This is a genomic window from Variovorax saccharolyticus (genome assembly GCF_030316765.1).
GTDB lineage: Bacteria > Pseudomonadota > Gammaproteobacteria > Burkholderiales > Burkholderiaceae_C > Variovorax > Variovorax saccharolyticus.
On sequence record NZ_JASZYT010000003.1, the window covers coordinates 378,444 to 396,275 of the forward strand.

The window sequence follows — 17,832 nt, forward strand, 5'->3', positions numbered from 1 at the left end:
TGGCCCGGCTCATCGCGGTGGCCCCGATGCGAGCGCGCCGGTTCAGGTCGATCCGCCCGCCGTCGCTTCCGCCATCTTCGACAGCGCATCGTCGATGGTGAAAGAGTTCGGCTTCTGCACCGGCGGGAAGTCCTTGAAGGTGGCGGCGAACTTGTCGGCGATCGCGTAGGCACCGTAGAGGATGTAGGCGTGGTAGATGAACCACTCGTAGTAGGAGTTCGAAGTGAAGTCGGCGCGCTCGAACGGGTCGGTCCGCAGGTTGAAGAGCTTCGGCAGCCGCAGCCGTACGAAAGGCTCTCCCCACACCCCCATGGTGCCGGCCAGGCGCTGCTCCATGAACACCACCTTCCAGTTGTCGTAGCGGATGCCGAGCACGTCGCCATCGTCACTGATGTAGACGAAGAGCTTGCGCGGGCTCTCTTTCTCCTTGCCCGTGATGTGCCCGAGCAGGCTGATGCCGTCGATATGGTTCTTGTACGTTCGCCCGATCGCCTGCACCCCCTTCTTGCACTTCTCGACGATGTCGGGCTCGCCCGCCATCTCGAGGAAGGTCGGCAGCCAGTCGTGGTGCTGCACGATACCGTTGGACACGGTGCCGGCCGGAACATGGCCGGGCCAGCGCACCACCATCGGAATGCGGAAGGCGCCTTCCCAGTTGGTGTTCTTCTCGCTGCGGAACGGCGTCATCGCGCCGTCGGGCCAGGAATTCATGTGCGGGCCGTTGTCGGTCGAGTACATGACGAAGGTGTCTTCGCTGATGCCGAGTTCGTCGAGGTAGTCGAGCACCTCGCCCACATTCTTGTCGTGGTCGATCATCGTGTCGTGGTAGGGCGATTGCCAGCGCCCGGCCTGGCCCTTGCTCTCCGGCTTGGTGTGCGTGATGAAGTGCATGTGCGTGAAGTTGAGCCAGACGAAGAAGGGCTGGCCGGCCTCGTGCTGGCGCCCGATGAAGTCCTTGGCCGCGGCCGCGAACTCGTCGTCGCAGGTCTCCATCCGCTTGGTGGTCAGCGGCCCGGTGTCCTCGATCTTCTGCTTGCCGACGCGGCCCCAGCGCGGCTCTTCGGTCGCGTCGTCCTTGTCGGTGGCCCATGAGCGGATCACGCCGCGCGGGCCATTGTTCTTCCTAAAGTTGGGGAAGTCCTTCTCCGGGTAGTAGTCGTACATTTCCGGCTCTTCTTCGGCATTCAGGTGATACAGGTTGCCGAAGAATTCGTCGAAGCCGTGGTTGGTCGGCAGGTGCTCGTTGCGGTCGCCCAGGTGGTTCTTGCCGAACTGGCCGGTGGCGTAGCCCCTGTTCTTGAGCAGCGCCGCGATCGTCACGAGCTTGGTGCTCATGCCGACAGGCGCCGCCGGGATGCCGACCTTCGACAGCCCGGTGCGGTAGACGCTTTGGCCCGTGATGAACGACGAGCGGCCGGCGGTGCACGACTGCTCGCCGTACGAGTCGGTGAACTTCATCCCCTCCTTCGCCAGGCGGTCGATGTTCGGCGTCTGGTAGCCCATCAGGCCGTGCGTGTAGCAGCTGAGATTGGCGATGCCGATGTCGTCGCCCCAGATCACGAGGATGTTGGGCTGCTTGGTGGCTGCGGATGGGCTTGCAGCGGGCTTCTTGGATGCCATGGCGGACTCCTGTGGTGGCTCGTGGGACGCAGGCGCGGCTGGCCAAGCCGCGGCGCCGGGACGTGCCGACAGCATGCGCATGCCGGAGGCAAAGCGCACTTGTCCTAAGGTGAAGGGCCGGTTGCCCCTTGGTGCAAGTCCGCCCACGGGCGGAGCGTGCAGACGCTCAGGCGTCGAGCGTCAGGTGCTGGCCGTGCAGCGCGGCGGCTGCCGGCGAGGCCAGGAAGGCCACGGTGCGGGCCGCGACCGAGGTCGACACCCACTGGCCGGGATCGGCCTGCGGCATCGCCTGCCGGTTGGCGGGAGTGTCGAGCACGCTGGGCGCGATGCTGTTGACCGTGATGCCGTGCGGCGCGAGCTCCGCGGCCGACGCCTCGACCAAGCGCTGCAATGCGCTCTTGGACGCGATGTAGGCGGCCATGCCGGCGGCGCCGCGGGCGGCGGTCTTCGCGCTCACGGCGACCACCCGGCCGGCCTTGCGCTCGATCATCGAGGGTACCAGCGCCTGCGTCACCGCCACGAAGGACCAGGCGTTGAGGTTCATCATGCGGTCCCAGGCCGCGCGGCCGAGCGCATGCACCGCATCGCCCATCTCGAAGCCGCCGGCGATGTGCACCACGGCGTCGACCCGTCCGCCGAAGGCGTCCAGCGCCCGCTGGCCGGCCGCCGCCATCGACTCGGTCGAGGTGACGTCGGCCTCGAGCAGCAGGTGCTGCGAGTGGTCCAGCCCCGGGAAGGCGCCGGCCAGGTGGTCCAGCCGATGATCGATCAGCGCCACCCGGGCGCCCTGTTCGAGGAACTGCTGCACCACCGCACGCCCCAGCGCGCCGGCGGCGCCGGTGATCACCACATGACGGGGAAGGCTGGCGTCGGCCATGGAAGGCTCCTGGTAGGGGGGAACGCATGGTAACGCCGGCGCCACCCGGGCGGGGCGGTGGCCGGGCTGGCATCATCGGCGCTTCGTTTGCCAAGGAGAAAGTCATGAAGGAAGTGGTTGTCGTCAGCGGCGTTCGCACCGCCATCGGGACCTTCGGCGGAAGCCTCAAGGACGTGCCGCCCACCAAGCTTGCGGCGCTGGTCACCAAGGAGGCGCTGGCCCGCGCCAAGGTCGACGGCAAGGACGTCGAGAACGTGGTCTTCGGCCACGTCATCAACACCGAGCCGCGCGACATGTACATGGCCCGCGTGGCCGCGATCGAGGGCGGCTGCGCCCAGGAGACGCCGGCGCTCACAGTCAACCGTCTCTGCGGCTCGGGCCTGCAGGCGATCGTGAGCGCCGCCCAGAGCATCCAGCTGGGCGACGCCAAGGTGGCGGTCGGCGGCGGCGCCGAGAGCATGAGCCGGGCGCCCTTCGCCTCGCTCACCGCCCGCTGGGGCGCGCGCATGGGCGACAGCAAGATGGTCGACATGATGCTCGGCGCGCTGCACGACCCGTTCCAGACCATCCACATGGGCATCACGGCCGAGAACATCGCCAAGAAGTGGGACATCAGCCGCGAGCAGCAGGACCAGACCGCCCTCGCCAGCCACCAGCGGGCCCAGAAGGCGATCGAAAGCGGCTACTTCAAGACGCAGATCGTTCCGGTGCCGCTCGAGAGCCGCAAGGGCACCACCTGGTTCGACACCGACGAGCACGTGCGCAACGACGCCAGGATCGAAGACATGGCCAAGCTCAAGCCGGCCTTCCTCAAGGAGAACGGCACCGTGACCGCGGGCAATGCCTCGGGCGTCAACGACGCCGCCGCCGCCGTGGTCCTGATGGAGAAGGAAGAAGCCGCGCGCCGCGGCCTGAAGCCGATGGCGCGCGTCGTGGCCTATGCCTTCGCGGGCGTGGACCCGGCGTACATGGGCATCGGCCCGGTGCCGGCCTCTCGCAAGGCGCTCGAGAAGGCGGGCCTGAAGGCCTCCGACATGGACGTGGTCGAGGCCAACGAGGCCTTCGCCGCCCAGGCCTGCGCCGTGACCCAGGACCTGGGCCTGGACCCGGCCAAGGTCAACCCGAACGGCTCGGGCATCTCGCTCGGCCACCCGGTCGGCGCCACCGGGGCACTGATCACGGTCAAGGCCCTGTACGAGCTGGAACGCATCCAGGGCCGCTACGCGCTGGTCACCATGTGCATCGGCGGCGGCCAGGGCATCGCCTGCATTTTTGAGCGGATCTGAGGAAACTTCCGAAGGACCCGAAAGTTGTGGCTATAATCGTGGGATTGCCTGAAACGACTAACCAGTTGTTCCTCAGGGGCTCTTAGCTCAGTTGGTAGAGCAGCGGACTCTTAATCCGTAGGTCGAGTGTTCGAGTCACTCAGGGCCCACCACCAACACACGCCTCGGCGTACGAAAGCCTGCTATCTCATCGATAGCAGGCTTTTTTGTTTCTGGCCTCGAATGAGACTGGATATGCGACCGGTCTCATCTCCAGGGGCGTCCTCGTACGCTCGGTCGGTGCCCATGTCGGGACAGAGGACTTTGGATGCCGCCCGAGTGGGAACATCATCGCGGTTCACCGACCATAAGCAAGAAGAAGGGTGGTGTGTCATGTCCTTCTGTCTGTGTTCCCTGAGAGGCGCGTTGATGGCAGTGACCGTGGCACTGCTCCTTGCCGGTTGCGGCGGAGGTGGCGGCGGCGGCAGCAGCGCTTTTTTTGCCACCGCGGCGCCCGAAGCCAGCGTGGCCGCGCCAGCGCCCACCGCCCCTGCCCCTGCCCCCGTCGAGGTCGACGCGATCGACGTTGCAGCGGTGCGAGCCGGCGTGTCGCCCTTCATCGCTTTTGTCGACTTGAAGCTGTCCAACATCGAGGCGCTTGCAGCGGTGCGATGGCGCATCGAGCCCAAGCCGGGAAGTGCCACCAAGCCCGTGGACGTGCGCTACACGAAGGCCTATCTGGAACGCCGCGGTTACAGCGCCAGCGTTGACGGGCGGCTGACGATTCCGGTCTTCGGCCTGTATGCCAATCACGCCAACGACGTCGCCGTGGAAGTGGAGCGCAACGATCACACTGTGCGTGCCCTGCGCACCCAGGTCGTCACCGCCGCTTACGTCGACCCGAGCGGCATATACGACCGCCCGCGGATCCTGAAGCCGCGCGCGGCCGGGGAAGCGTTGGGCTTCGACTTTTTCTACATGCGCTCCGCGCTGGGCTATCCGGTGGTGGTCGACAGCGATGGCCAGATGCGCTGGGCCGTGCCGGGGACGAAGAGCTCAAGCAGTTCGTTCTTCCACGGCAACGGCTTCGTCATCGGCGACTCGGCCGCGCCGACGATGCGTCGGTTGGAGTTCGACGGAACGGTGCGCGAATTCGCGCTGCCGCTGCCCGACACCACCAATTTCCACCACACGATCGATACCGGAAAGCAAGGCGTGCTGGTCGAACTGGATGCCAATATCAATGGGGTGGCGATCATTGAAAGCATCCTGGCCGACGTCGATCCGGATTCGGGCACGGTCTTCAAGCAGTGGGACCTGGCCGACACCTTCTCGCGCCATATGCAGAACGCGGGAGAGGACTCGACTGCCTTCGTGCGGCCGGGCACCGATTGGTTCCACATGAATGCCGCCACCTATGATCCGCGCGACGACTCGCTGATCGTTTCCAGCCGCGAGAACTTCGTCGTCAAGATCGACTACGCCAGCGGCGACCTGCGCTGGATCCTCGGCGATCCGAGCAAGTACTGGCATGGCTTTCCTTCGCTGGCGGCCAGCAGCCTGACGCTGGCCGCCGGGGCCCTTTACCCGATTGGCCAGCATGCGGTGTCGATCACCCACGGGGGGGATCTGCTTCTGTTCAACAACGGGCTGGCCTCGCTCAACCAGCCGGTGGGCGTGCCGGTCGGGGACAACCGCAGCTACAGCGCGGTGTTGGCGTACACCATCGATGCTGCCAGCCAGAGCGCGAGCGAAGTCTGGCGTTTCGACTACGGCCAAACCATCCTGTCGGACATCTGCTCCAGCGCCTACGAGGCCGGCGCGGATACCTCCATACTGGTGTCGTACGCAGTGGCTGACCAGCGCACCCATGCGCGTCTGGTCGCTCTGGACGAGAGCCGGCGAGTCGTCTTCGACTTCGAATACGCCACCTCGGGCTGCAGTACCAGCTGGAATGCCAAGCCGATCGATCTGGGAGCGTTGCGCTTCGAGTAGAGCTTCGGCGCCGCGGGTCGCGTGGTCCCGCAGCGCCGGATCGCTTCAGGCAAAGATGAAGTCCGCTTCGGTCAACCGGCCCGTCGCCGGGTCGACGTCTGCGAAGCCCACCTCCACACGCCCCGCGGCCGAGGTGACGATGGCAGTGGAGCCCTGGTCGTCGATCGACAGGTCCGAGAAGACGAGGTTCGTCCCGCGCAGGTCGATCAGGTCGACGCCATCCTCGAAGTCCTGCACGAACTCCCCGAAGCCGCCGTCGTTCCACTGCGCCCCCCACACGAACAGGTCGGCGCCGGCGCCCCCGGAGTACTGGTCGAAGCCGACGTTGCCGACCAGCCGGTCTTCCCCGCCGCCGTCGTCGGCCAGCGCAGCGCCCGCCGTCCCGGCGAGCAGGATGTCGTTGCCTGCATCGCCTTGCAGGAAAGTGAAGGATGAAAGGTCGCTGCCGATCAGCGTGTCGTTGCCGTCACCGCCCGAGGCATTGCCGCCATCGCTGGTGGCCAAGGTGAGCAGGTCGTCGCCCTCCTCGCCCGAGAGATTGTCGAAGCCGCCGGGTCCGCCGTCGATGCTGTCGTTGCCCGCGCCGCCGAAGACTTCATCGTCGCCGCCTCGCGCGCTCACCTGGTCGTCGCCGCCGGCCGCGAAGATCCGGTCGCCGTCCTCGGTGCCGACGATGACGTCGTTCCCGTTGGTGCCGGCGATGACGAAGTCGGTGTTGTCGAAGTCGTCGACCGTGAAGTTGTGGCGCCCCGCGAACGTGACGGCGAAGTCGCTGCCGTCGAGCACGCCGTCGTCGTCGCTGTCGGCGATCAGCACCGTGCCCTGGTTCGAGTGCGCATAGCCGAGCTGCGTGATGCCGTCGCCCGCCCCGGGCAGGATCGCGCCGTTGCGGGGATTGATCGCGAGATTGCCGACGAAGGCGAAGCCCACGCCGCCGCTCAGGCGAATGACGTCGCCGCCTGCCACGCCGGCGCCCTCGAAATCGGTCACCAGGTCGCGGTTCGAGAACACCGAATCCGGCTGGAAGGAACCGGCATTGAAGTTGAACTGGTCGCTGGCGCCGCCGCCGGTCAGCCGGTCGGCGCCTTCCTCGCCCTCGATCTCGTCGGCGCCCGCCCCACCGTTGAGCTGGTCGGCCCCGAGGCCGCCGAAGAGTTCGTCGCTTCCGGCATCGCCGAACATCAGGTCGTTGCCGTCCAGGCCGAAAAGCACGTCGTTGTCGTTGCCGCCGCGCAGCGTGTCGTTGCCTTCGTCGCCGTCGAGCGTGTCGTTGCCATCACCGCCGCGCACGATGTCGTCGCCGCGGCCGCCGGCCAGCACCGTGTCGCGTCCGGCGCCGCCATCGATGACATCGTCGCCGTCGCCGCCCGTGATGCGGTCGGTGCCATCGCCGCCGTTGAGCTCGTCCGCGCCCTCGTTGCCGTTGAGCACATCGTTGCCGGCACCTCCGCTCAGCTGGTCGGCGCCCCGGCCGCCCGTGAGCGTGTCGTCGCCGGCGCCGCCGTTGAGGATGTCGCTGCCATCGCCGCCCTCGATGCGGTCGTTGCCACCCCTGCCGTTGACCAGGTCGCTGCCGCCCAGCGCGAAGATGGTGTCGGCGCCGTCGGTGCCGTTGATCGTGTCATCCCGCTGGGTGCCGGCGATCACGAAGTCGGTGCTGCCGAAATCCGAGCGAACCAGATTGCGGTTGCCGGTCAGGCGCAGCGCGAAATCGTCGGCATCGAAGCGGCCGTCATCGTCGGAATCGGCGAACACGACCGTGTCGGTGCCCGCGAACGCGAAGAACACGTCGGTCAGGCCGTTGCCGCCGCCCGCCACCACGCCGTTCGGCGCCGGCAGCGCCGCGAGCTGGCCGTCGAACACCAGCCTGCGGCTGTCGGGCGAGGCCAGGAACAGGACATCGCCGCCCGCCACGCCCGCCCCCTCGAAATCGAGGATCCGGTCCTGGACCTGGGTCGTCGACTCCTGGTTGGTGCCGACCGAATAGCTGAACTGGTCGTTGCCGCTGCCGCCGCTGAGGGTGTCGGCCCCGATCGGGCCGTTGAAGCTGTCGTCGCCCAGCAGGAAGTCGTCGCCGGCGCCACCGGCCAGCACGTCGTTGCCGCCGGCGCCGTTCAGGGTGTCGCCCCCGTCGCCGCCGGCGAGGGTGTCGTTCCCATCCCCGCCATGGAGGAAATCGTCCCCCAGGCCTCCCGTCACCTGATCCTCGCCGGCGCCGCCGAAGAGCGTGTCGTCGCCGTCGCCGCCGTCGACCCCATCGTTGCCGTTGCCGCCGTCGGCGGCGTCGTTGCCGCCATTGCCATTGACCTGGTCATTGCCGTCGCCGCCGAGCAGCGCGATGTCGCCCGAAAAGTCGCCCTGGTCGTCGCCATCGCCGCCATGGATCGTGTCGTCGCCGCTGCCGCCGTCCACACGGTCGGCGCCGGCAAGGGCGTTGACCGTGTCGTTGCCGCCGCCGGCGAAGATGTTGTCGTCGCCCTCGGTGCCGTCGATCGTGTCGTCGCCCTCGGTGCCGACGATCACGAAGTCGGTGGCGCCGAAATCGGAGGCGACCAGGCTGTGCGTGCCGCTGAGCCGGACCGTGAAGTCGGACCCGTCGTAGACGCCGTCGTCGTTGGTGTCGCCAAAGACGAGGGTGTTGCCGCCGTCGACCGCGAACACGATCGCCGCCATGCCGTCGGCGGCCACGCCGAGCGTGCTGCCGATTGCCGGCGCGGTGCTCGAGCCGCCGAAGCTCAGGCGGACGCCGGGCACGAAGATCGACGACCTCAGCACCAGGGCGTCGCCGCCGGCGACTCCGGCTCCTTCGAAATCGCTCACCACGTCCAGCGCCAGCGCGGTCGAGTCGCCATCGAAGGCCGCGAACTCGAAGGCGTCGGCGCCCGCGCCGCCGGCCAGCGCATCCGCGCCCTTGCCGACGAAGAACCCGAACCAATCGCCTTGCAGCGTGTCGTCGTCGTCGCCGCCTTCGAGCAGGTCGTCGCCACCCGCGCCGATCAGGAAGTCGTTGCCTCCCAATCCGATCATGATGTCGGGGTCTTCCGTGCCAAAGAAAAAGTCAGCCTCAGCGTTGCCGTTGAACGTCGCCATGGTTTGTCTCCTTGTGGGCTTTCGTGTCATGGGGACGGGTTGGCCATCCCCGACGGCGGCGGATGCGGTGCTCCGCCGCTGCCCGGCATTCTTCGCCTGCGACGGGGCGAATTCACGTTCAATTACCTGCTGAAACAACGGCCCTCGCCGAGGCGGGTCGGCGGGCCGGCGAGCCCGCTACCGATGCCTGAACAGGGGCTTGCGCTTCGCCAGAAAGGCCTGCATGCCTTCGTGGGCATCCTCGCTGGCGAAGCGCGCATGAAGCTGGCGCCGCTCGAAGCCGATGCCCTCCGAGAGCGGGGTTTCCCAGGCGCGGTTCACGGACTCCTTGATCGTCATCAAGGCCGGCAGCGAGAAGGCCGCGATGCGGGCCGCCAGCGCGAGGGTCTCGGCCAGCAGCCGCCCGTCCGCCACCACCCGCGAAACCAGTCCGTAGCGGTCGGCTTCCGCGGCGTCCAGCATGCGGCCCGACAGGCACATGTCCATGGCCTTGGCCTTGCCGATGGCGCGCGGCAGACGTTGGGTGCCGCCGGCGCCGGGCAGCATGGCGAGCTTGATCTCGGGCAAGGCGAAGCGCGCGGATTCGGCAGCCACGATCATGTCGCAGGCCATCGCCAGTTCGCAGCCTCCGCCCATCGCGAAGCCCGCCACCGCCGCGATCACCGGCTTGCGCACGCGCCGGATGGTCTCCCAGTTGCGCGTGATGAAGTCGCCCTGGTAGACGTCCATGTAGCTCCAGTCCGCCATCGCCGCGATGTCGGCGCCGGCCGCGAAGGCCTTGTCGTTGCCCGTGACGACGATGGCGCCGATGTCCGGATCGGCATCGAAGGCGAGCAGCGCGGCGCCCAGGGCATCCATCAGCGCATCGTCGAGCGCGTTCAACTGCGCGGGCCTGTTCAAGGTGATGACGGCGACACGGCCGTGCGTCGCCACCAGGATCGGTTGTTCCTGCATGACAGGCGCCATTCAATCCACAGTGATCTTCTGGTCCCTGATCAGGGCCGACAGCTGCGCCGCCTCGTTGGCCAGCAGCTTGCGGAAATCCGCCGTGTCCAGCGCGATCGCTTCGGCACCGAGATCGCCGTAGCGTGACTTCACGGCCGCCTGCGCCAGCGCCTTGCCGAGTTCGCGGCTCATGCGGGCCACGATGTCGGGCGAGGTCCCGTTGGGTGCCCACATGCCGAACCAGATGTCAAGGTTGGCCCCCGGAAAGCCCTGCTCGCCCACCGTCGGGACCTCGGGAAAGAACGGGGAGCGAGCGGTGCTCACGATGCCCAGCAGCTTGACCTTGCCGGTGCGAATGTGCGGGAAGGCGATGCCCGGGTCGCAGACGAAGTCCGCCTGGCCCGACAGCACGTCCTGCAGCGCAGGCGCCGCCCCGCGGTACGGGATGTGGGTGATCGAGGTTCCGGTGGCCTGCTTGAACAGTTCGCAGGCCAGGTGCGGCGGCGTGCCCGCGCCGGCCGAAGCGTAGGACAAGCTTCCCGGCTTGGCCCTGGCCAGGGCCACGAGGTCCTTGACGTCCTTGGCCGCCATCTGCGGCTTCGCGACCAGGTACATCTGGGTGCGCCCCACGCTGGCCACCGGCGTCAGGTCGCGCGAAGGCAGGACGCTCGACTTGAACAGCGAGGGATTGGCCGTTTCGACGGAGGTGGGTGCGATCAGGAAGGTGTGGCCGTCCGGCGCGGCGCGCACCACTTCGGCGGCCGCGATATTGCCGCTCGCACCGGGCTTGTTGTCGATCACGACCGCTTGGCCCAATGATTCCGAAAGGGACTGCGACAGGATGCGTGCCATCACGTCGGTGCTGCCGCCCGGCGCGAAGCCGACGACCACCCGGATGGGCTTGGTGGGCCAGTTGGCGGCCGTCTGTGCCTCGACGGAACTGGCGAGAGCGAGCATTGCGAAAGCGGCCAGTGCCAGGCCCCGGCGCGCGGCCGTTGCGGTACGAACGAGCATGATTTTTTCCTTGGAGGTGAGGGAAGACGCGGGGCGTTGCCGTTCAGGCCGCGCTCTCGCGCAGCAGGTCGCGCAACTTGAACTTCTGGATCTTTCCGGAGGGCGTGGTGGGCATCGCGTCGCACACGATCAGCCGTTCCGGGATGTACTGGATCGCCACCTTCTGCGCCTTCAGGAAGGTGACGATCGAGGGCAGGTCGATGCCGCGGCCCGGCCTGGGCACCACCACCGCGCAGGCCCGCTCGCCCAGGCGCTCGTCGGGGTAGGCCACGATGGCGGCCATCGCGATGTCCGGGTGGCGGTACAGCAGCGACTCGATCTCGACCACCGGGATGTTCTCGCCGCCGCGAATGATCACGTCCTTGCTGCGGCCGGTGATGCGGATATAGCCCTGGGCGTCGATGCGCGCCAGATCGCCGGTATCGAACCAGTCGTCGGCGTCGGTGCCGTTCAGATGCGAACGCCGCAGGTAGCCGCCGAAGTTCGAGCACGAGCGCACCAGCAGCCGACCCGGCCGATCGGCCGGCACAGCCTGGTCGAGTTCGTCGACCACCTTGAGTTCGACGCCGGGCAGCGCCAGGCCGTCGGTCGTGACGGCGCGCGCGTCGTCGTCGTCGAGCCGGATCAGCGTGACGGCGCCGTTCTCGGTCATGCCCCAGGCCGAGACGATCTTGGTGCCCAGCACCTGGCGCGCCTGCTCCACCAGCGGGCCCGGGATCGGCGCGCCCGCGCAGAGGAAGGTCCGCAGGCTCGGCACTTCGCGGCCGGTTTCGGCGACGGCAGCCGCGAGGTCGGTCAGGAAGGGAGTCGAGGCCATCGTGAAGCTGGCGCCCTCGGCCCGGATCAGTTCGATCGCCTGCCTCGGCTCCCAGATGTCCTGCAGCACCGCGCTGGCCCCGAGCATGATCGGCATCATGAGCCCGTACATGAAGCCGGTCTGGTGCGCCATGGGAGAGGCCATCAGCACCACGTCGTCGGCGCCCAGGCCCAGGCGCTGCGCATAGGGAATGATGTTGGCCATCGTGGTGTTGGCCGAGTGCATCACGCCCTTGGGCTCGCCGGTGGTGCCGGAGGTGTAGATCATCTGCGTCACGTCATCGGGGCCGGGCCGGCTGCGCGTGAGGATGTGCTGCGCGTCGGGTTCGTTCTCCCAGGCCGGGCCGCTGAGCAAGGCCTCGAAGCTGTTGGCGCCCTCGCCGCCGACCACCACGATGTGCTTCAGGTCGGGCAAGGCCGGTTGCAGCTCGCCCACCATGCACTCGAAGTCGAAGCCGCGAAAGGTCTTCGGCACGATCACGATGCTGGCTTCGCCGTGCTTGAGCATGAACGACAGCTCGCGCTCGCGAAAGATGTGCATCAGCGGATTCATCACGGCGCCGATGCGCGAACAAGCCAGGTAGACCAGCGTGAACTGCCACCAGTTGGGCAGCTGGCAGGCCACCACGTCGTTGCGGCCCACGCCCAGGCGCGACAGTCCCACCGCAATGCGATCGGCCATGCGCGCCAGCTCGCGGTAGGTGAACCGGGTGGTGACGCCCTGCTCCACCTGCAAGGCGGTCAGCGCCAGCTTGTCGGGGGAGGCCGCGACGCAGGCGTCCAGGTCGTCGTTGATGGTGCGCTCATGCCACAGGCCCTCCGCCACCATGCGGGCACGGCGCGGCGGCAGCAATACGGCATCGAATTCCATGTCTTGTCTCCTGTTCTTGGTTGCGGACGAAGGGCTCAGGCCGGCACGGCGTCGCGCCCGGCGCGCGTGCGGGCCACGATGGTTTTCATGATCTGGGCGGTGCCGTCGCCGATCTGGAAGCCGAGCAGGTCGCGCAGGCGCTGCTCCATCACGCCGCGGTCGTAGCCGCCGTGGCCGAACATCAGCAGGCATTGATGAAGGGTGTCGTAGGCCAGCTTGGGCGCCCACCATTTGCACATCGCGGCTTCGGCGGTGTGGGGCGCGCCCTTGTCCTTGAGCCACAAGGTCTGCAGGCACAGCAGGCGCGCGGCAGTCACCTGGGTATCGAAATCGGCCAGCGGATGCGACACGCCCTGGAACGCCGACAGCGGCTTGCCAAAGGCTTCGCGCTGTGCCACGTACTCCCAGGTCTCCTCGAGTGCGGCACGGGCCACTGCCAGCACCTGCAGACCGATCAGCGCCCGCGAGAAATCGAAGCCCTGCATCACCTGGACGAAGCCCTTGTTCTCGGCCCCGAGCTGGTGGCTCACGGGCACCCGCACGTTCTCGAAGAACAGCGAGCCGCGACCGATCGCGCGCTGGCCGTGGCAATCGAAGCGGTTGCGGGTCACGCCCGGCAGGTCCATGGGAACCAGCAGCGCGGTCACGCCGTGGGCCGCCGATTCGACCGGGCCGGTGCGGCCGAACACGACCGCCGCATCGGCCTGGTCGGCGGCGGAGATCGAGGTCTTCTCGCCGTTGATCACGTACTCGTCGCCGACGCGCTCCATGCGCAGCCGCAGGTTGGCCGCGTCGGAGCCGCCGCGCGGCTCGGTCAGCGCGATGGCGAACAGCGCCTCGCCCCGCGTCAGCTTGAGCAGCCATGGCCGCACGACTTCGGGCCTGCCGTGCTGCGAGAGGATCTGGCCGTTGAGCGAAGCGAGCAGGTTGACGTAGGACATGCTCAGGTCGGCGCGCGCGATCTCCTCGTGGATCACGCCGGCGGCCAGGCAGCCCATGCCCTGCCCGCCATGGGCCTCGGGCAGTTCGGGCGCAATGAAACCCATCTCGCCCATTTCGCGCATCAGCCTGCGCTCGAGCACGCGGGTCTGGTCGCGTTCGAGGAAACCGGGGGCGACGCGCTCGGTCGCGAAGCGGCGCGCATGCTCGCCAAGCGCTGTCAGGTCTTCATCGAGGTACGGATTCATGACATGTCTCCAGGGTGCGCTGCGCCCCGGCGCAACATCCGTTGCGCCGCGCATGCGGGGGTTCGAGGGCTTGGCCGGGTCTCTACCGGGCGTACTGGCGGAAGTCGGGCTTGCGCTTTTCCTTCAAGGCGTTGACGCCTTCGCGCGATTCCTCGGTGTCGTAATAGAGCTTGAGCGCGTACATGCCGAGGCCCGCGATGCCGGCCTGGTGCGCGGTGTCGGCGTTGAAGCTGCGCTTGGCGATGGCCAGCGCCGTGGGGCTGCGCTCGCAGATCTCCTCGGCCCACTTCTGCACCTCGGCGTCGAGCTGGTCGTGCGGAACCACGGCGTTGGCCAGGCCCATGGCCACCGCCTCGGCGCCGCTGTAGCGGCGGTTCAGGTACCAGATCTCGCGCGCCTTCTTCTCGCCGACGACGCGTGCCAGGAAGGCGGTGCCATAGCCCGGATCGACCGATCCCATCTTCGGGCCGACCTGGCCGAAGATGGCCTTGTCGGAGGCGATGGTCAGGTCGCAGAGGGTGCACAGCACGTTGCCGCCGCCGATCGCGAAGCCCTGCACGCGGGCGATCACCGGCTTGGGCACGTTGCGGATCGTGTCGTGCAGCTCTTCCATCGGCAGGCCGATGGTGCCGCGGCCGTCGTAGTTGCCGTTGTGCGCGGACTGGTCGCCGCCGGTGCAGAAGGCCCGGTCTCCGGCGCCGGCCAGCACGATGGCGCCGACGCCGCGGTCATAGCCGGCACGGTTCATGGCCTTGATGATCTCGTCGCAGGTCTGGCCGCGGAACGAGTTCATCTTGTCGGGCCGGTTGATCGTGATCCAGGCCACGCCGTTGCGTACTTCGTAAAGGATGTCTTCGAATTCCATGGTGTTCTCCTTGGGGGTGTGTGCAGGACCGCCGCGCGGTCAGCCGTTCATCGTCAGGCCGCCGGAGACGCTCAGCACCTGGCCGGTGACGAAGCTGGCGTCGTCGCTGGCGAAGAAGAGGATGGCGCCGGGCAGGTCGTCAGGCTGGCCGATGCGGCCCAGCGGAATGGAGCGCGTGAACGCCTCCATCAGCTTCTCGGGATTGCCCGCGCCTTCCTTGTAGTCGGCGAACAGGGCGGTGTCGGTCGGCCCGGGGCACACCACGTTGACCGTGACGCCGTGGCGCGCATGTTCGCGGGCGATCGTCTTCGAGAACGCCACCAGGCCGCCCTTGCACGCCGCGTACACCGCTTCGCCGGAGGAGCCGACACGGGCGGCGTCGGAGGCGATGTTGACGATGCGCCCGGCCTTGCGCGCCGCCATGCCGGGCAGCACCGCGTGATGCATGTGCAGCGCACCGGTCAGGTTGATCGCGACCAGCTTGTCCCACTGCGATGGCTCGGTCTTGGTGAACGGCTTGAACACGTCCCAGCCGGCGTTGTTGACGAGCACGTCGATCGGACCCAGGTTTTGCTGCGTGGCCTCCACCGCCTGGTCGACGCTTGCGCGGTCGGTGATGTCGCAGCGGAACGCCTGCGCCTGCCCCCCGTCTGCCCGGATCGCGGCGGCGACCTTCTCGGCGGCCTCCAGGTTCATGTCATATACGGCGACCTTGGCGCCCTCGCGTGCAAAGCGCCGGCAGGTCGCTCCGCCGATACCGCCGCCGCCGCCGGTGACCACCACTGTCTTGCTTTCGAATCTTTGCATCGGGTTCTCCATCAGGTTTGAAGCTTGCTATCGTCGACGCGTTGCGGTTTGAATGTCTGCCCCATATACGTCAATGTGTTGTCGTATTATGCGGAGACTGAATCGCGGACGCAAGACATTCGAAGCGAGATAATTCCCATGGTTTACCCTACGAAAATTGAAGATTCAGCACGCAACGAACTGGCCAACCGGGTGTTCTTCCGCTTGTACCAATGCGCCAATATGTTGCATAAAACAGGGACCAAGGCCGTGGAGTCCGAAGGGCTGACGACGCAGCAGTGGGCGGTGCTCGGCGCGCTGTCCAGGCCCGCCGCGAGCGCCGGCATGAGCGTGGGCGACCTGGCGCGCTACCTGAAGGTGAGCAGGCAGAATCTCTCGGGCCTGCTGAGCCGCATGGAAAGAGATGGGCGCATCCAGACCGCGGCCGACGAGCGCGACCGCCGCTCGCGCCTGGTGTCCATGACGAGTGCGGGGCGGCACGTATGGCAGGACGAGGCCTTGCCGAAGATTCACGGCTACTACGGGCAGGTGCTCGAGGGCTTCTCGGTGAACGACATCACCCACACCCTGCACTACCTGCTCAAGATCCTCGACAACATGCAGGTGGTGGACGATCGCCAAGGCGGCGGCGACCCGGCCGACTGACCCGGAGCGTCACCCCTCCTCGTACCACCGCCCCTTGCCCAGCATCACCCGGTGGTGCCCGCAGCCCGACGGCATCATCGGAAAGCAGTTCTCCTCGGCCGCCACCTGCACGTCGAGAAAGAACGGGCCATCGCTCGCGAGGCATTCGGCCAGCGCATCCTCCAGCTCTTCAGGCGCCGACACCCGTCGGGCCCGCCAGCCGAAGGCCTTTGCCAGCGCCACGAAGTCGGGCAGCGCCTCGTTCCAGCTGTGGCTCAATCGGTTGCCGTGGTTGAGCTCCTGCCACTGCCGCACCATGCCCATGTAGCCGTTGTTCGACAGCACCAGCTTGACCGGCGTGCGATGCTGCGCCGCGGTCGACAGTTCCTGGATGTTCATGAGCACCGAGGCATCGCCGCTCACGCACACCACCAGCGCCTCGGGATGCGCGATCTGCGCCCCGATGGCTGCCGGCAGGCCGTAGCCCATGGTGCCGGCGCCGCCCGAGGTGAGCCAGCGGCCGGGCCGCTCGAAGCGCAGGTACTGCGCGGCCCACATCTGGTGCTGGCCGACGTCGGTCGAGACGATCGCGTCGCGGCCGGCCAATTGGCCCTGCAGCGACGCCATCAGCTGCTGCGGCAGGATCGCGCCGGCGCGCGGCACGAAGTCGAAGCAGCGCTCGGCCCGCCAGCGCGCGATGCGCTGCCACCAGGGCGCGAGCCGCCCGGGTGCGAGGCCGTCGAGTGCCGGCTGGGCCAGCAAGGCATCGAGCACCGCGCCGCAATCGCCCGGCAGGGGCACGTCGACCTTGACCACCTTGTCGATGCTGCCCGGATCGATGTCGATGTGGATCTTTCGCGCCAGGGGACAGAACTCGTCGAGCTTGCCGGTCACGCGGTCGTCGAAGCGCGCGCCCACGCAGACCACGAGGTCGGCCTCGTGCATCGCGAGATTGGCCTCCAGCGCGCCATGCATGCCCAGCATGCCGAGGAAGCGCGGATCGGAACCCGGGAAGGCGCCCAGGCCCATCAGCGTCAGCGTGCAGGGCGCGTCGAGGCGGCGCACCAGGCGCGTGAAGGCGGCGCAGGCCAGCGGGCCCGAGTTCACGAGCCCGCCGCCGCCGTACAGCACGGGCCGGCGCGCGGTGGAGATCAGGTCGGCCGCACGCTGCAAGGCATCGGGCGGCGGCAGGACCGCCGCACGCGCCTTGCGCGCGATGGGCGCGGCCGGCTGCGTTGGCGCGGGCCGCTGCAGCGAGGCCAGCTGCACGTCCTTCGGCACATCGACCAGCACCGGCCCCGGCCGGCCCGAGGCCGCGATCTCCAGTGCCCGGCGGATCACCGACGGAATGTCGTCCGCGCAGCGCGGCTGGTGGTTCCACTTGGTGACCGGCCGCGACATGCCGAGCGCATCGCTTTCCTGGAAGGCCTGGGTGCCGATCACCGAACAGGCGACCTGGCCGCTGATGCACAGCACCGGCACCGAATCGCTCATGGCATCCAGCAGGCCGGTGATGGTGTTGCCGACGCCGGGCCCCGAGGTGACCAGCACCACGCCGACGCGGCCGGTGCTGCGGGCATAGCCCTCGGCGGCATGGACCGCCGCCTGTTCGTGCCGCACCAGCACGTGGCGCAGGCGCGGCTCGCCGTGCAGGGCGTCGTACAGCGGCAGCGCGGCGCCGCCCGGGTAGCCGAAGAGGGTGTCGACGCCGCAGTCGATCAGCGTCTCGAGCAGCGCGACGGCGCCATTGCGCAGGCGCGCTGCTTCGAAGGGCGCCGGCGTGGCGGGCGAAGGGGAAAAGGCCAGGGAGGATTGCATGCCATGATTCTTCCGGCCTTGGCGCAGAATAGGCTTCA

13 protein-coding genes and 1 tRNA gene are annotated in these 17,832 nt (G+C 68.0%); 4 read left to right on the forward strand and 10 right to left on the reverse strand.

The features are described 5' to 3' along the window. Nucleotides 1-42: 42 nt before the first annotated feature. Both QTI45_RS12415 and QTI45_RS12420 read right to left on the reverse strand, forming a co-directional pair. Entirely contained in the window at nt 43-1,620 is a 1,578-nt protein-coding gene (locus QTI45_RS12415; protein WP_286654574.1) for an arylsulfatase, read from the reverse strand. A 166-nt stretch (nt 1,621-1,786) separates the two neighbouring features. Beyond that, entirely contained in the window at nt 1,787-2,497 is a 711-nt protein-coding gene (locus QTI45_RS12420) for an SDR family NAD(P)-dependent oxidoreductase (RefSeq protein ID WP_286654575.1), read from the reverse strand. 104 nt (nt 2,498-2,601) lie between these two features. Here QTI45_RS12420 and bktB point away from each other — a divergent pair, with 104 nt between their 5' ends. The 3 genes from bktB to QTI45_RS12435 all read left to right on the forward strand — a co-directional run bounded on the left by bktB (nt 2,602) and on the right by QTI45_RS12435 (nt 5,757). Continuing rightward, nucleotides 2,602-3,783 carry a beta-ketothiolase BktB gene (gene bktB, locus QTI45_RS12425; protein WP_286368587.1) on the forward strand — a complete coding sequence of 394 codons (1,182 nt, stop codon included), beginning with the start codon at nt 2,602-2,604 and terminating at the stop codon, nt 3,781-3,783. A gap of 76 nt (nt 3,784-3,859) precedes the next feature. Next, nucleotides 3,860-3,935: transfer RNA gene (locus QTI45_RS12430), tRNA-Lys, on the forward strand. Nucleotides 3,936-4,191: 256 nt separating this feature from the next. Beyond that, a complete protein-coding gene (locus QTI45_RS12435; protein WP_286654576.1) occupies nt 4,192-5,757 on the forward strand; it encodes an aryl-sulfate sulfotransferase in 1,566 nt (521 codons plus the stop codon). Nucleotides 5,758-5,802: 45 nt separating this feature from the next. On the opposite strand, the gene QTI45_RS12440 is transcribed toward QTI45_RS12435, so the two are convergent. The 7 genes from QTI45_RS12440 to badH all read right to left on the reverse strand — a co-directional run bounded on the left by QTI45_RS12440 (nt 5,803) and on the right by badH (nt 15,352). Further along, complete coding sequence (locus tag QTI45_RS12440) at nt 5,803-8,847, reverse strand: calcium-binding protein (RefSeq protein ID WP_286654577.1); 3,045 nt, start codon at nt 8,845-8,847, stop codon at nt 5,803-5,805. 177 nt (nt 8,848-9,024) lie between these two features. Then, entirely contained in the window at nt 9,025-9,801 is a 777-nt protein-coding gene (locus QTI45_RS12445; protein ID WP_286654578.1) for an enoyl-CoA hydratase, read from the reverse strand. Nucleotides 9,802-9,813: 12 nt separating this feature from the next. Continuing rightward, entirely contained in the window at nt 9,814-10,806 is a 993-nt protein-coding gene (locus tag QTI45_RS12450; protein WP_286654579.1) for a Bug family tripartite tricarboxylate transporter substrate binding protein, read from the reverse strand. A gap of 43 nt (nt 10,807-10,849) precedes the next feature. Further along, nucleotides 10,850-12,493, reverse strand: coding sequence for a cyclohexanecarboxylate-CoA ligase (gene aliA / locus QTI45_RS12455; protein ID WP_286654580.1), 1,644 nt, complete (start codon nt 12,491-12,493; stop codon nt 10,850-10,852). 35 nt (nt 12,494-12,528) lie between these two features. Continuing rightward, the gene (gene aliB, locus QTI45_RS12460) at nt 12,529-13,680 is read right to left on the reverse strand and encodes a cyclohexanecarboxyl-CoA dehydrogenase (RefSeq protein ID WP_286654581.1); all 1,152 of its coding nucleotides are present in this window, start codon (nt 13,678-13,680) and stop codon (nt 12,529-12,531) included. Nucleotides 13,681-13,762: 82 nt separating this feature from the next. Next, a complete protein-coding gene (badI, locus tag QTI45_RS12465; RefSeq protein WP_286654582.1) occupies nt 13,763-14,545 on the reverse strand; it encodes a 2-ketocyclohexanecarboxyl-CoA hydrolase in 783 nt (260 codons plus the stop codon). Nucleotides 14,546-14,584: 39 nt separating this feature from the next. Beyond that, nucleotides 14,585-15,352 (reverse strand): 2-hydroxycyclohexanecarboxyl-CoA dehydrogenase, encoded by a 768-nt coding sequence (badH, locus tag QTI45_RS12470; RefSeq protein WP_286654583.1) that lies wholly within the window; start codon nt 15,350-15,352, stop codon nt 14,585-14,587. Between the two features lie 138 nt (nt 15,353-15,490). On the opposite strand from badH, the gene QTI45_RS12475 reads away from it, so the two are divergent. After that, the gene (locus tag QTI45_RS12475; protein ID WP_286654584.1) at nt 15,491-15,997 is read left to right on the forward strand and encodes a MarR family winged helix-turn-helix transcriptional regulator; all 507 of its coding nucleotides are present in this window, start codon (nt 15,491-15,493) and stop codon (nt 15,995-15,997) included. Nucleotides 15,998-16,006: 9 nt separating this feature from the next. Here the strand turns inward: QTI45_RS12475 and ilvB are convergent, their stop codons facing one another. After that, on the reverse strand, nt 16,007-17,794 hold the full coding sequence (gene ilvB / locus QTI45_RS12480; protein ID WP_286654585.1) for a biosynthetic-type acetolactate synthase large subunit: 1,788 nt from the start codon (nt 17,792-17,794) through the stop codon (nt 16,007-16,009). Between the last annotated feature and the right edge of the window lie 38 nt (nt 17,795-17,832).

Coding starts and splice junctions, on each gene's coding strand:
- QTI45_RS12415 (WP_286654574.1), bottom strand. CDS start 1,620: ATGGCATCCAAGAAGCCCGCTGCAAGCCCATCCGCAGCCACCAAGCAG.
- QTI45_RS12420 (WP_286654575.1), bottom strand. CDS start 2,497: ATGGCCGACGCCAGCCTTCCCCGTCATGTGGTGATCACCGGCGCCGCC.
- bktB (WP_286368587.1), top strand. CDS start 2,602: ATGAAGGAAGTGGTTGTCGTCAGCGGCGTTCGCACCGCCATCGGGACC.
- QTI45_RS12435 (WP_286654576.1), top strand. CDS start 4,192: ATGGCAGTGACCGTGGCACTGCTCCTTGCCGGTTGCGGCGGAGGTGGC.
- QTI45_RS12440 (WP_286654577.1), bottom strand. CDS start 8,847: ATGGCGACGTTCAACGGCAACGCTGAGGCTGACTTTTTCTTTGGCACG.
- QTI45_RS12445 (WP_286654578.1), bottom strand. CDS start 9,801: ATGCAGGAACAACCGATCCTGGTGGCGACGCACGGCCGTGTCGCCGTC.
- QTI45_RS12450 (WP_286654579.1), bottom strand. CDS start 10,806: ATGCTCGTTCGTACCGCAACGGCCGCGCGCCGGGGCCTGGCACTGGCC.
- aliA (WP_286654580.1), bottom strand. CDS start 12,493: ATGGAATTCGATGCCGTATTGCTGCCGCCGCGCCGTGCCCGCATGGTG.
- aliB (WP_286654581.1), bottom strand. CDS start 13,680: ATGAATCCGTACCTCGATGAAGACCTGACAGCGCTTGGCGAGCATGCG.
- badI (WP_286654582.1), bottom strand. CDS start 14,545: ATGGAATTCGAAGACATCCTTTACGAAGTACGCAACGGCGTGGCCTGG.
- badH (WP_286654583.1), bottom strand. CDS start 15,352: ATGCAAAGATTCGAAAGCAAGACAGTGGTGGTCACCGGCGGCGGCGGC.
- QTI45_RS12475 (WP_286654584.1), top strand. CDS start 15,491: ATGGTTTACCCTACGAAAATTGAAGATTCAGCACGCAACGAACTGGCC.
- ilvB (WP_286654585.1), bottom strand. CDS start 17,794: ATGCAATCCTCCCTGGCCTTTTCCCCTTCGCCCGCCACGCCGGCGCCC.